This is a genomic window from Streptomyces atratus (assembly GCF_900119365.1).
GTDB lineage: Bacteria > Actinomycetota > Actinomycetes > Streptomycetales > Streptomycetaceae > Streptomyces > Streptomyces atratus_B.
The window spans coordinates 64,177-77,296 of record NZ_FPJO01000024.1; the positions used below are offsets into that span (position 1 = coordinate 64,177).

A 13,120-nucleotide genomic window follows, 5' to 3' on the forward strand; every position below is an offset into this window, starting at 1 on the left:
GTCCCCGTGCCGAAATATCCCGAGAGTCATGATTCAGCGAAGTCCGCCGAGCTGCTCAGCACACCGGAACTGAACCGGGCGGTCTGGGACCGGGCCGCCGCCCGACTGCTCGCGAAGATGCTCGCCCAGTTCGCCTACGAGGAAGTCGTCGAGCCGGCCCGGCAGGCCGGCGGGGGCGACAGGTACACCCTCGGCCTCGACGACGGCGGAACCCTCGGCTTCAGCGCCCGGCGGGGCGTGTACGGGAGCTGGCACATCGCTTCGGACTCGATTCTGGAGACGCCCGGGAGCACCCCCGGAACAGCGGTCGGGTCGGGGCCCGACGACGAGGAGCCGGGCGGAAGGAACACCGGGGCCGTCCCCTTCCGCGATCCCCTCCAGTTCCTCGTACGCGCCCGCCGGCTCCTGGACATCGACGGCGCCACCCTCGGGCACCTCATCCGTGAGATCACCACCACCCTCACCGCCGACGCCCGGCTCGACCACACCGCGCTCCCCGCCGCCCGGCTGGCCGAACTCGACTACGCCGAGCTGGAAGGGCACCAGACCGGCCACCCCTGGCTCGTCGCCAACAAGGGCCGCCTGGGATTCTCAGCAGCCGACGCCTCGCGCCACACCCCCGAGGCCCGCACGCCCCTCACGCTGCCGTGGATCGCGGTCTCCACGAGGATCGCCGCCTACCGCGGAGTGGCCCGCCTGGCCGGACCGGAGCAGCTGTACGCACAGGAGCTCGACCCGTCGGTCCGCGACTCCTTCGACGCCCTGCTCCGCGCCCGCGGCCTCGACCCCGCCGGCTACCTCTGTCTTCCCGTACACCCCTGGCAGTGGGACGAATGGATCGTTCCGGTCTTCGCCCCCGCCATCGCCGCCGGTGACATCGTGCCGCTGCACGCCGACGCGGACCTCAGGCTGCCGCAGCAGTCCATCCGCACCTTCAGCAACGTGGCGCGCCCCGACCGGCACACCGTCAAGCTGCCCCTGTCGATCCTCAACACACTGGTCTGGCGGGGACTGCCGACCGAACGCACCCTCGCGGCCCCCGCCGTCACCGCCTGGGTCCACGGCCTGCGGGACCAGGACGCCTTTCTGCGTGACACCTGCGGGGTCATCCTGCTCGGCGAGGTGGCCTCGGTGGCGGTCGAGCACCCCCTCTACGACCACCTTCCCGAGGCCCCGTACCAGTTCAAGGAGATCCTCGGCGCGATCTGGCGCGAACCCCTCCAGCCCCGGCTCGCGCCCGGCGAGCGGGCCCGGACCCTCGCCTCGCTGCTCCACATCGATCCGCAGGGCCGCGCCTTCACGGCCGAGCTCGTCGCCCGCTCCGGGCTGACGCCCACCGCCTGGCTGACCCGCCTCTTCACCGCCCTGCTGCCGCCGTTGCTGCACTTCCTCTACCGGTACGGCACGGTGTTCTCCCCGCACGGCGAGAACGCGATCGTGGTCTTCGACGACCAGGACGTGCCGGTGCGCCTGGCGATCAAGGACTTCGTCGACGACGTGAACGTCAGCGCCCGGCCGCTGCCGGAACACGAGTCGATGCCCGAGGACGTACGCCGCGTCCTGCTCACCGAGGAACCCTCCTTCCTCATCCAGTTCATCCACGCCGGACTGTTCATCGGGGTGTTCCGCTTCCTCTCCCCGCTCTGCGAGGAACAGCTGGGGGTTCCGGAGGGCGATTTCTGGTCACTCGTCCGCGCCGAGATCCTGCGCCACCACGCCCGCTTCCCGGAGCTCAAGGAGCGGTTCGAGATGTTCGACCTGCTGACCCCCCGCATCGAACGCCTCTGTCTGAACCGCAACCGCCTGCACGTCGACGGATACCGGGACCGCCCCCAGCGCCCGCACGCCGCCATCCACGGGACCGTGCCCAATCCGCTCCACCCCTCCGCCGGAGTCCGGGAGTGACCTCTGTTGTCAGTGCGGCCCCGTACGCTGGTCGGGCTATGACGAAGCCATCCCTCCCCGAGCTCCTGCACGCCGCCGTGACCGCCGTCGGCGGTACGGAACGACCAGGTCAGGCCGCCATGGCCGAGGCCGTCGCAGCGGCCGTCGACGACAATTCCCATCTGCTCGTCCAGGCCGGCACCGGCACCGGCAAGTCGCTCGGTTACCTGGTGCCCGCGCTGGCCCACGGGGAGCGGGTGGTGGTGGCCACGGCGACGCTGGCGCTCCAGCGCCAGCTCGTGGAGCGCGACCTACCGCGCACGGTCGACGCCCTGCATCCGCTGCTGCGCCGACGCCCCCAGTTCGCCATGCTCAAGGGCCGGTCGAACTACCTCTGTCTGCACCGGCTCCACGAAGGAGTGCCGCAGGAAGAGGAGGAGGGGCTCTTCGACCAGTTCGAGGCCGCAGCCCCGTCTAGCAAGCTCGGCCAGGATCTGCTCCGGCTCCGGGACTGGTCCGACGAGACCGAGTCCGGCGATCGCGACGACCTCACTCCCGGGGTCTCCGACCGCGCCTGGGCCCAGGTCTCCGTCTCCTCCCGCGAATGCCTGGGTGCCGGCAAGTGCGCGTACGGCGCGGAGTGCTTCGCCGAGCTGGCCCGTGAGCGGGCCAAGCTCGCCGATGTCGTCGTCACCAACCACGCCCTCCTCGCCATCGATGCCATCGAGGGCGCCCCGGTGCTCCCGCAGCACGAGGTGCTGATCGTCGACGAGGCCCATGAGCTGGTCTCCCGGGTCACCGGGGTGGCCACCGGCGAGCTCACCCCCGGCCAGGTCAACCGCGCGGTGCGCCGCGCGGCGAAGCTGGTCAACGAGAAGGCCGCCGACGCGCTGCAGACCGCGTCGGAAGGGTTCGAGCGGGTGATGGAGCTGGCGCTTCCCGGCCGCCTGGAAGAGGTCCCCGAGGACCTCGGCTACGCACTGCTGGCGCTGCGCGACGCCGCGCGCACCGTGATCTCGGCCCTGGGCACCACGCGCGACAAGTCCGTCCAGGACGAGGACGCCGTCCGCAAGCAGGCCCTGGCATCGGTGGAGACGATCCACGGCGTCGCCGAGCGGATCACCCAGGGCTCGGAGTACGACGTCGTCTGGTACGAGCGCCATGACCGCTTCGGCGCCTCCCTGCGGGTCGCACCGCTCTCCGTCTCGGGGCTGCTGCGCGAGAAGCTGTTCACCGAGCGGTCCGTCGTCCTGACCTCGGCCACGCTCAAGCTCGGCGGGGATTTCAACGGGGTGGGGGCTTCGCTCGGCCTGGCTCCCGAAGGCACCGCGGGCGACGACATGCCGCAGTGGAAGGGGCTCGACGTCGGCTCGCCGTTCGACTACCCGAAGCAGGGCATCCTGTACGTCGCCAGGCATCTGGCCACGCCGGGGCGGGACAGCTCCCGCACCGACATGCTGGACGAGCTCGCCGAGCTGGTGGAGGCGGCGGGCGGGCGCACGCTCGGGCTGTTCTCCTCCATGCGCGCGGCCCAGGCCGCCGCGGAGGAGCTGCGGGGCCGGCTGGACAAGCCGATCCTGCTGCAGGGAGAGGAGACGCTGGGCGAGCTGATCAAGAATTTCGCCGCCGATCCCGAGACCTGTCTCTTCGGCACGCTGTCGCTCTGGCAGGGCGTCGATGTGCCGGGGGCCAGCTGCCAGCTGGTGGTCATGGACCGGATCCCGTTCCCACGCCCCGACGATCCGCTGATGAGCGCGCGCCAGAAGGCGGTCGAGGAGGCGGGCGGCAATGGCTTCATGGCCGTCGCGGCTACGCATGCCGCCCTGCTGATGGCCCAGGGCGCCGGCCGACTCGTCCGGGCCACGGGCGACAAGGGAGTGGTCGCCGTGCTCGATCCGCGCCTGGCCAACGCCCGGTACGGCAGCTATCTGCGCGCCTCGCTGCCCGACTTCTGGTACACCACCGACCGCAATCAGGCGCGCCGCTCACTCACGGCGATCGACGCGGCGGCCAAGGCGGACGGCAAGTAGCCGGCCCCGGGCGGCTACGGCACGGCAGGACCCCGGGATCGGCGCAGTGGATCCCGGGGCCCGGTCGGAAGCGGCGGGCTTCACACCCGCCGCAGTACCGCCACCACCTTGCCGAGGATCGTCGCCTCGTCGCCAGGGATCGGCTGGTACGCGGAGTTGTGCGGGAGCAGCCAGACATGGCCGTCCTCCCGCTTGAAGCGCTTGACGGTGGCCTCGCCGTCCAGCATGGCCGCCACGATGTCGCCGTTCTCCGCGACGGGCTGGCGGCGTACGGTGACCCAGTCGCCGTCGCAGATGGCCGCCTCGATCATCGAGTCACCGACGACCTTGAGCACGAAGAGCTCCCCGTCACCGACGAGCTGGCGAGGGAGAGGGAAGACGTCCTCGACGGACTCCTCGGCGAGGATCGGGCCACCGGCGGCGATCCGGCCGACCAGCGGCACGTACGATGCCGCGGGCTTGCCGGTCGTATCGGTGGGCTGCGAGCTGGGCTGGTCCGAACCGCGGACCTCGTACGCCCGCGGGCGGTGGGGGTCGCGGCGCAGGAAACCCTTCCGCTCCAGGGCCATCAGCTGATGGGCGACGGAGGACGTGCTGGACAGGCCCACCGCCTGACCGATCTCCCGCATCGAGGGCGGGTATCCACGCCGCTGCACGGAATCCCGGATCACCTCGATCACCCGCCGCTGCCGGTCCGTGAGCCCCGAGCTGTCTGCCCGGATCCCAGGAGGCCGGCCGGGCAACGAGCGCGCTGGGCGCGCGGGCTCTGGCCCCTCCATGTTCGTGACTGAGTCATTCATGGCATGCACCGGCTCGAATCGGCTCTGGGAGCGGTCCTGGGCAGTGATGGTGGCACTGTCTGCGGTGGTGGTCACGTCGGCCCCTCTCGAATGGTCTCCCTAGCTGGACAACGGTAGTAGGTTTCGAAAGGTTGCGCCAAACACACGTTCGAGTGAAAAACGAATAAAAGTCTGCCGTGTGTTCTCTGTCGGGTGTATGTGCGATGACCGAGCGGCCGGGAATCCGGCTGCGGACCGACCTGAAATTCGGGCTTTCACGGTAGCGGCCGGCGGGGCGGCGCCGCCATGCGGGGTGCCCGCCGGGCCGTTGTCGGGGTCCGACAAGGAGAGCCCCGCGATCCTGGCGGCCGCGCGGTTCCCGTAACCTCGTGGGCGGCCGTACGCTGCCTGCCGGTCGCTCGTACTGTGCGACACGCGGTAGGGCCGAATGCGCGGCCAAACCCAAGATCTAGTGGTTGGATTGTTCCAGCCGCCCAGAAGTTGTGGTCCCCGGTCCGCCGAGGGTGTGGCCATCGCCTATGCTTGTGACAGCTTCACAGGGCCCCGACGGGCCCTGGAGAGGCTATTCAGTCGTGCTGTGAAGGAGGGTTGGGAGCCATGCACTGCCCCTTCTGCAGGCACCCCGACAGCCGGGTCGTCGACAGTCGCACCACCGACGACGGCACGTCGATCCGACGCCGCCGCCAGTGCCCCGACTGCTCCCGCCGTTTCACGACGGTGGAGACCTGTTCGCTGATGGTGGTGAAGCGCAGCGGTGTGACCGAACCCTTCAGCCGTACCAAGGTCATCTCCGGCGTGCGCAAAGCGTGCCAGGGCCGGCCGGTCACCGAGGACGCCCTCGCCAAGCTCGGCCAGCGGGTCGAGGAGGCGGTGCGTGCCACCGGCAGTGCCGAGCTGACCACTCACGATGTGGGCCTGGCCATCCTCGGCCCCCTGCAGGAACTCGACCTCGTCGCGTACCTGCGCTTCGCGTCCGTGTACCGGGCGTTCGACACACTCGAAGACTTCGAGGCCGCCATCGCGGAACTCCGCGAGCGGTGGCCTTCGGTGGAGGAACGCGGGAAGGGCGAGATCGTCGAGGTCCCCGTTCCCGCCGTCGCCGCCGACTGAGCGGCGCCGGCCGGTCGACACGGTTCCGTGGATCGACGGCAGGGCGGCTTCATAGACCTGCTCCGGGCGCTCTGCGTGGCGTCCGAGGCATAAGAGACAGACTGTGCCCCGGGAAGCTCTGGGCACTTCAGGGTGTTTTTGCCCACATATGGGAGGCGGCATGACAGAGACGGCGAGCGGCCCGGCACGAGGTTCCCGAGCCAAGGGAGCCAAGTCGAGCAAGGGTCTGCGTATCGAGCGCATCCACACCACCCCCGGCGTACATCCGTACGACGAGGTGGCGTGGGAGCGTCGTGACGTCGTCATGACCAACTGGCGCGACGGCTCGATCAACTTCGAGCAGCGTGGCGTCGAGTTCCCCGACTTCTGGTCGGTGAACGCGGTCAACATCGTCACCAGCAAGTACTTCCGCGGGGCCGTCGGCACCCCGCAGCGCGAGACCGGTCTGCGCCAGCTCATCGACCGGATCGTGAAGACGTACCGCAAGGCCGGCGAGGACAACGGCTACTTCGCCTCTCCCGCGGACGCCGAGATCTTCGAGCACGAGCTGGCCTACGCCCTCCTGCACCAGATCTTCAGCTTCAACTCGCCGGTCTGGTTCAACGTCGGAACGCCCCAGCCGCAGCAGGTCTCCGCCTGCTTCATCCTGGCCGTCGACGACTCCATGGAGTCGATCCTCGACTGGTACAAGGAAGAGGGCATGATCTTCAAGGGCGGCTCCGGCGCCGGCCTGAACCTCTCCCGTATCCGCTCCTCCAAGGAGCTGTTGTCCTCCGGCGGCAACGCCTCCGGCCCGGTCTCCTTCATGCGCGGTGCCGACGCCTCCGCCGGAACGATCAAGTCCGGTGGTGCCACCCGGCGCGCGGCCAAGATGGTCATCCTCGACGTCGACCACCCCGACATCGAGAACTTCATCGAGACCAAGGTGAAGGAGGAGGAGAAGATCCGCGCCCTGCGCGACGCGGGCTTCGACATGGACCTGGGCGGCGACGACATCACGTCCGTCCAGTACCAGAACGCCAACAACTCGGTCCGGGTGAACGACGAGTTCATGAAGGCCGTCGAGTCCGGCGGCAAGTTCGGGCTGCGCGCCCGCATGACCGGCGACGTCATCGAAGAGGTCGAGGCCAAGGCCCTCTTCCGCAAGATGGCCGAGGCGGCCTGGGCGTGCGCCGACCCGGGCATCCAGTACGACGACACCATCAACGCCTGGCACACCTGCCCGGAGTCCGGCCGGATCAACGGCTCGAACCCGTGCTCCGAGTACATGCACCTGGACAACACCTCGTGCAACCTCGCCTCCCTGAACCTGATGAAGTTCCTCAAGGACGACGGCAGGGGCAACCAGTCGTTCGAGTCCGAGCGCTTCGCCAAGGTCGTCGAGCTGGTCATCACCGCGATGGACATCTCCATCTGCTTCGCCGACTTCCCGACCCAGAAGATCGGCGAGAACACCCGCGCCTTCCGCCAGCTCGGCATCGGTTACGCCAACCTCGGCGCCCTGCTGATGGCGACCGGCCACGCCTACGACAGCGACGGCGGCCGCGCCCTCGCCGGTGCCATCACCTCGCTGATGACCGGCACCTCGTACAAGCGCTCCGCCGAGCTCGCCGCGGTCGTCGGCCCGTACGACGGCTATGCCCGCAATGCCGAGCCGCACCAGCGCGTCATGAAGCAGCACGCCGACGCCAACGCCGCGGCCGTCCACATGGACGACCTGGACAACCCGATCTGGGCCGCCGCGACGGAGGCCTGGCAGGACGTCATCCGCCTTGGCGCGAAGAACGGTTTCCGCAACGCGCAGGCCTCGGTCATCGCGCCCACCGGCACCATCGGTCTCGCGATGTCCTGCGACACCACCGGTCTCGAGCCCGACCTCGCCCTGGTCAAGTTCAAGAAGCTGGTCGGCGGCGGCTCGATGCAGATCGTCAACGGCACCGTCCCGCAGGCCCTGCGCCGCCTGGGCTACCAGGAGGAGCAGATCGAGGCGATCGTCGCCCACATCGCCGAGCACGGCAATGTGATCGACGCCCCCGGCCTGAAGACCGAGCACTACGAGGTCTTCGACTGCGCGATGGGCGAGCGTTCCATCTCCGCGATGGGTCACGTGCGCATGATGGCCGCGATCCAGCCGTGGATCTCCGGCGCGCTCTCCAAGACGGTGAACCTGCCGGAGACGGCCACCGTCGAGGACGTCGAAGAGGTCTACTTCGAGGCGTGGAAGATGGGCGTCAAGGCGCTCGCGATCTACCGCGACAACTGCAAGGTCGGCCAGCCCCTCTCCGCGAAGACCAAGGAGAAGGAGAAGGTCACCGCCAAGGCCGAGGAGACCATCCGTACCGCGGTCGAGAAGGTCGTCGAGTACCGCCCGGTCCGCAAGCGTCTGCCCAAGGGCCGTCCCGGCATCACCACCTCCTTCACGGTGGGCGGCGCCGAGGGCTACATGACCGCCAACTCCTACCCGGACGACGGTCTCGGCGAGGTCTTCCTGAAGATGTCCAAGCAGGGCTCCACGCTCGCGGGCATGATGGACGCCTTCTCCATCGCCGTCTCGGTCGGTCTGCAGTACGGCGTCCCGCTGGAGACGTACGTCTCGAAGTTCACCAACATGCGCTTCGAGCCGGCCGGTATGACGGACGACCCGGACGTGCGGATGGCGCAGTCGATCGTCGACTACATCTTCCGCCGCCTCGCGCTGGACTTCCTGCCCTTCGAGACCCGCTCGGCGCTCGGCATCCACTCGGCCGAGGAGCGTCAGCGTCACCTCGACACGGGTTCGTACGAGCCCTCCATCGAGGACGAGGAACTGGACATCGAGAGCCTCGCCCAGTCCGCCCCGGTGCGGACGGAGCCGCTGAAGGCGGTGGCCGCGGTGCAGGAGGCGGAGAAGCCCGCCCCGAAGACCGCGCACACCTCGGCGGAGCTCGTCGAGATGCAGCTGGGCATCAGCGCGGACGCGCCGCTCTGCTTCTCCTGCGGTACGAAGATGCAGCGCGCCGGGTCCTGCTACATCTGCGAGGGCTGCGGTTCGACCAGCGGTTGCAGCTGACCGGCCGACCAGCCGCCCGACGGCGCGGGACGCGACATTCCGCGTGATCTGTCCGGGTAGCTGAACCGCAGCTCAAGAAGGGCGCCGACCTCCGGTCGGCGCCCTTCGCGGTGGCGCGTTCCCGGGCCGGCGCGCGGCGGTCCCCGCGGTGTGGCACGATCTCGCAGGTGACCAGCAGACCCGATGAGGCGCAGCGCCTGCGCGACCTTGCGCGGTTGCGCCGTGTCCGTGACCGGATCGACCGGGAGTTCGCGCAACCGCTGGACATCGAGGCGCTCGCCCGTGGCGTGCACATGTCGGCGGGGCACCTGAGCCGCGCGTTCCGGCAGGCGTACGGCGAATCGCCGTACGGATATCTGATGACGCGGCGCATCGAGCGGGCGATGGCACTGCTGCGGCGCGGCGATCTCAGCGTCACCGAGGTCTGTTTCATGGTCGGCTGCTCGTCGCTGGGCACCTTCAGCACGCGCTTCACGGAGCTGGTGGGCATGCCGCCCAGCGTCTACCGGCGCGAGGCGGCGCGTTCGACGGTGGGGATGCCGTCCTGTGTGGCGAAGCAGGTCACCAGACCGATCAGGAATCGAGAAGCGCGGCCTCCGGGCCGCGATCTAGCGTGACGTCCATGGACACCACGATTCACTCCAGCTTCCTTCCGCACGAGGACCCGGACGCCTCCGTCGCCTTCTACCGCGACATCCTGGGCTTCGAGATCCGTAAGGACGTCGGGTTCGGCGGGATGCGCTGGATCACGGTCGGCCCCGCCGGTCAGCCCGGCACGTCCGTCGTCCTGCATCCACCGGCCGCGGATCCGGGTGTCACGGAGGAGGAGCGGCGCACCATCGCCGAGATGATGGCCAAGGGCACCTACGCGATCATCACCCTGGCCACCACCGATCTCGACGCCACCTTCGACCGGCTCCAGGCCGGCGGAGCCGAGGTCGTCCAGGAGCCGACCGAGCAGCCGTACGGGATCCGCGACTGCGCCTTCCGCGATCCCGCCGGAAACCTCATCCGCATCAACGAGGTGCGCTGAACCGTCCGGCGATCGCGGCCACGAGCCGCACGGACGAAGCAGAACCGGACGTACCGCTCGACGCCCAGGACGCCGAGCCAGGCGACGCAGACGGAGACCGCGAGGCGGCTCCGCCCGACAGATGGAGAAACGATGAGCATGGCCAAGAGGACGGACACGCAGTCGCCTGCGCCGCACGCCGCCGACAGCCACGATCTGATCCGCGTGCACGGCGCGCGCGTGAACAACCTCAAGGACGTCAGCATCGAGATCCCGAAGCGCCGGCTGACGGTGTTCACCGGCGTCTCCGGTTCGGGCAAGAGCTCACTGGTGTTCGGCACCATCGCCGCCGAGTCGCAGCGGCTGATCAACGAGACGTACAGCGCCTTCGTACAGGGCTTCATGCCGACCCTCGCGCGGCCCGAGGTCGACGTGCTCGACGGACTGACGACCGTGATCACCGTCGACCAGCAGCGCCTCGGCGCCGACCCCCGCTCCACGGTCGGCACCGCCACCGACGCCAACGCGATGCTGCGCATCCTCTTCAGCCGGCTCGGCAAGCCGCACATCGGCTCGCCCCAGGCGTTCTCCTTCAACGTCGCCTCGGTCCAGGCGAGCGGTGCGTTCAAGGTCGACCGCGGCGCCGACCGGACCAAGACCGTCAAGCGGACCTTCACCCGCACCGGCGGCATGTGCACCCGCTGCGAAGGCCGCGGCACGGTCTCCGACATCGACCTCACCCAGCTCTACGACGACTCCAAGTCGATCGCCGAGGGCGCGTTCACCATCCCCGGCTGGAAGTCGGACAGCTTCTGGACCGTGCGGGTCTACGCCGAGTCGGGCCTCCTCGACCCGGACAAGCCGATCCGCAGGTTCACCAAGAAGGAGATGCAGGACTTCCTCTACCGGGAGCCGACCAAGGTGAAGGTCGAGGGCGTCAACCTCACCTACGAGGGGCTGATCCCCAAGATCCAGAAGTCCTTCCTGTCCAAGGACAAGGAGGCGTTGCAGCCGCACATCCGGGAATTCGTGGAGCGGGCGGTCACCTTCACCACCTGCCCCGAGTGCGACGGCAGCCGGCTCAGCGAGGAAGCCCGCTCGTCGAAGATCAGGAAGCTGAGCATCGCCGATGCCTGCGCGATGCAGATCAACGACCTGGCGGAGTGGGTGCGCGGCCTCGACGACCCGTCGGTGGCCCCGCTGCTCGCCGCGCTCCAGCGGACCCTCGACTCGTTCGTGGAGATCGGCCTCGGCTACCTCTCGCTCGACCGGCCGTCGGGCACGCTGTCGGGCGGCGAGGCGCAGCGCGTGAAGATGATCCGTCACCTCGGCTCCTCGCTCACCGATGTCACCTATGTCTTCGACGAGCCCACCATCGGTCTGCACCCCCATGACATCCAGCGGATGAACGACCTGCTGCTGCGGCTGCGGGACAAGGGAAACACTGTGCTCGTCGTGGAGCACAAGCCGCAGACGATCGCCGTCGCCGACCATGTCGTCGACCTCGGCCCCGGCGCGGGTACGGCGGGCGGCACCGTCTGTTTCGAGGGCACCGTCGAGGGGCTGCGGGCCGGCGACACCATCACCGGCCGTCATCTCGACGACCGGGCGGTCGTCAAGGAGACGGTGCGCGAGCCCACCGGGGCGCTGGAGATCCGTGGCGCGACCGCACACAACCTCCAGGGCGTCGACGTCGACATCCCGCTCGGCGTGCTGACCGTCGTCACCGGCGTCGCGGGCTCCGGCAAGAGCTCGCTCGTGCACGGGTCGATCCCGGCGGGCGCGGACGTGGTCTCGGTCGACCAGGGGGCCATCCGAGGTTCGCGGCGGAGCAACCCGGCGACGTACACCGGACTGCTCGACCCGATCCGCAAGGCGTTCGCGAAGGCCAACGGTGTGAAGCCGGCGCTGTTCAGCTCCAACTCCGAGGGCGCCTGCCCGACCTGCAACGGCGCCGGGGTCGTCTACACCGACCTGGCGATGATGGCGGGCGTCGCCACCACCTGCGAGGAGTGCGAGGGCAAGCGGTTCGAGGCATCGGTGCTCGACTACCGCCTCGGCGGCCGCGACATCAGCGAGGTGCTCGCGATGTCGGTGACCGGGGCGGAGAAGTTCTTCGGCGCCGGCGAGGCGCGCACCCCGGCCGCGCACAGGATCCTGGAGCGGCTCGCCGACGTCGGGCTCGGCTACCTCAGCCTCGGCCAGCCGCTCACCACGCTGTCCGGCGGCGAGCGGCAGCGGCTGAAGCTGGCGACCCACATGGCCGAGAAGGGTGGGGTGTACGTCCTCGACGAGCCGACCACCGGCCTCCACCTAGCGGACGTCGAGCAGCTGCTCGGCCTGCTCGACCGGCTCGTCGACTCCGGCAAGTCGGTCATCGTCGTCGAGCATCACCAGGCGGTCATGGCGCACGCCGACTGGATCATCGACCTGGGGCCCGGCGCGGGTCACGACGGCGGCCGGATCGTCTTCGAGGGCACCCCCGCCGACCTCGTCGCCGCCCGCCCCACCCTTACCGGTGAGCACCTCGCGCAGTACGTCGGGGCATGACCGAAGGGCCTCGCGCGGGCGTACGACACGACCGCGCGAGGCCCCGAAGGCCGCGCTCCCGCGATGCTTGTACGGGTCCGCACACTGCGACGTGTCAGGCGCCGGGCGTACGGCTTCCCATCGTCGCGGCGAACGATTCGGGGTCTCCGTCGAAGCCCCGGACCGTGCCGTGGAACTCCCAGGCCCCGGAGGCGCTCCGGACGAACTCGGCCACGGTCGCCGCGGTGGTCGCGCCGACCGCGGAGAAGTCGTCCTCCGCCAGGTTCGTATAGCCCTCCCGGACCTGGACACCGGTGTTCGCTATCTCGGCGAACGTCCTGCGGCCGTCGCGCTGCTGGATGGCGACCCCGACGACGACCCGGCTGTACGCGGCCGACAACCGCTCCAGTTCCAGCGTCATCACCTCGTCGAAGCCGAGGCCCTGGCCGGTCCTGCTGTCGCGGTTGAGGGTGATGGTGCCGTCCGGCGAGCGGCTGTCGAAGTGCACCAGGTACGCGGGGCTGCCGTACGGCGCTTCGGCGAGGTAGGTCGCCGCGATGATGTCGAGGTCGTGGACCGGTGCACCCGAAGGGCTGGGGTCCCATTTGAGTCTGACCTCGATCTTGTCGATGTCCTTGTTGGGCGTGCTCATCGGAGTTGCCTCCCTGGCTTTCCGCTGGGCTGTCGGGCCGTTCACATCGCCCGA

General features: G+C 69.4%; 9 protein-coding genes. 7 read left to right on the top strand and 2 right to left on the bottom strand.

All coding sequences use genetic code 11. The annotated features are described in order from the left end of the window. Nucleotides 1-6: 6 nt before the first annotated feature. Nucleotides 7-1,905, top strand: a complete 1,899-nt coding sequence (locus BT364_RS30220; RefSeq protein ID WP_072488419.1) for an IucA/IucC family protein — start codon at nucleotides 7-9, stop codon at nucleotides 1,903-1,905. A gap of 38 nt (nucleotides 1,906-1,943) precedes the next feature. Beyond that, a complete protein-coding gene (locus tag BT364_RS30225; RefSeq protein WP_072488420.1) occupies nucleotides 1,944-3,914 on the top strand; it encodes an ATP-dependent DNA helicase in 1,971 nt (656 codons plus the stop codon). A gap of 80 nt (nucleotides 3,915-3,994) precedes the next feature. On the opposite strand, the gene lexA is transcribed toward BT364_RS30225, so the two are convergent. Further along, the gene (gene lexA, locus BT364_RS30230; protein WP_072488421.1) at nucleotides 3,995-4,789 is read right to left on the bottom strand and encodes a transcriptional repressor LexA; all 795 of its coding nucleotides are present in this window, start codon (nucleotides 4,787-4,789) and stop codon (nucleotides 3,995-3,997) included. A 522-nt stretch (nucleotides 4,790-5,311) separates the two neighbouring features. On the opposite strand from lexA, the gene nrdR reads away from it, so the two are divergent. The 5 genes from nrdR (at nucleotide 5,312) to BT364_RS30255 (ending at nucleotide 12,435) form a co-directional block, all read left to right on the top strand. Then, nucleotides 5,312-5,824, top strand: coding sequence for a transcriptional regulator NrdR (gene nrdR, locus BT364_RS30235; RefSeq protein WP_072488422.1), 513 nt, complete (start codon nucleotides 5,312-5,314; stop codon nucleotides 5,822-5,824). Between the two features lie 160 nt (nucleotides 5,825-5,984). Next, nucleotides 5,985-8,873, top strand: coding sequence for a vitamin B12-dependent ribonucleotide reductase (locus tag BT364_RS30240; RefSeq protein WP_072488443.1), 2,889 nt, complete (start codon nucleotides 5,985-5,987; stop codon nucleotides 8,871-8,873). 167 nt (nucleotides 8,874-9,040) lie between these two features. After that, nucleotides 9,041-9,490, top strand: coding sequence for a helix-turn-helix transcriptional regulator (locus BT364_RS30245; RefSeq protein WP_072488444.1), 450 nt, complete (start codon nucleotides 9,041-9,043; stop codon nucleotides 9,488-9,490). A gap of 5 nt (nucleotides 9,491-9,495) precedes the next feature. Next, nucleotides 9,496-9,906 (top strand): VOC family protein, encoded by a 411-nt coding sequence (locus BT364_RS30250; RefSeq protein WP_072488445.1) that lies wholly within the window; start codon nucleotides 9,496-9,498, stop codon nucleotides 9,904-9,906. A 132-nt stretch (nucleotides 9,907-10,038) separates the two neighbouring features. Further along, nucleotides 10,039-12,435, top strand: coding sequence for an ATP-binding cassette domain-containing protein (locus BT364_RS30255; protein ID WP_072488423.1), 2,397 nt, complete (start codon nucleotides 10,039-10,041; stop codon nucleotides 12,433-12,435). 94 nt (nucleotides 12,436-12,529) lie between these two features. On the opposite strand, the gene BT364_RS30260 is transcribed toward BT364_RS30255, so the two are convergent. After that, nucleotides 12,530-13,066: a TerD family protein gene (locus BT364_RS30260; RefSeq protein ID WP_072488424.1), complete on the bottom strand. Its 537-nt coding sequence runs from the start codon at nucleotides 13,064-13,066 to the stop codon at nucleotides 12,530-12,532. Between the last annotated feature and the right edge of the window lie 54 nt (nucleotides 13,067-13,120).

What these genes read in the sequence shown, in the direction of transcription:
- BT364_RS30225 (WP_072488420.1), top strand. Translation starts at nt 1,944, where the DNA reads ATGACGAAGCCATCCCTCCCCGAGCTCCTGCACGCCGCCGTGACCGCC.
- nrdR (WP_072488422.1), top strand. Translation starts at nt 5,312, where the DNA reads ATGCACTGCCCCTTCTGCAGGCACCCCGACAGCCGGGTCGTCGACAGT.
- BT364_RS30240 (WP_072488443.1), top strand. Translation starts at nt 5,985, where the DNA reads ATGACAGAGACGGCGAGCGGCCCGGCACGAGGTTCCCGAGCCAAGGGA.
- BT364_RS30250 (WP_072488445.1), top strand. Translation starts at nt 9,496, where the DNA reads ATGGACACCACGATTCACTCCAGCTTCCTTCCGCACGAGGACCCGGAC.
- BT364_RS30255 (WP_072488423.1), top strand. Translation starts at nt 10,039, where the DNA reads ATGAGCATGGCCAAGAGGACGGACACGCAGTCGCCTGCGCCGCACGCC.
- BT364_RS30260 (WP_072488424.1), bottom strand. Translation starts at nt 13,066, where the DNA reads ATGAGCACGCCCAACAAGGACATCGACAAGATCGAGGTCAGACTCAAA.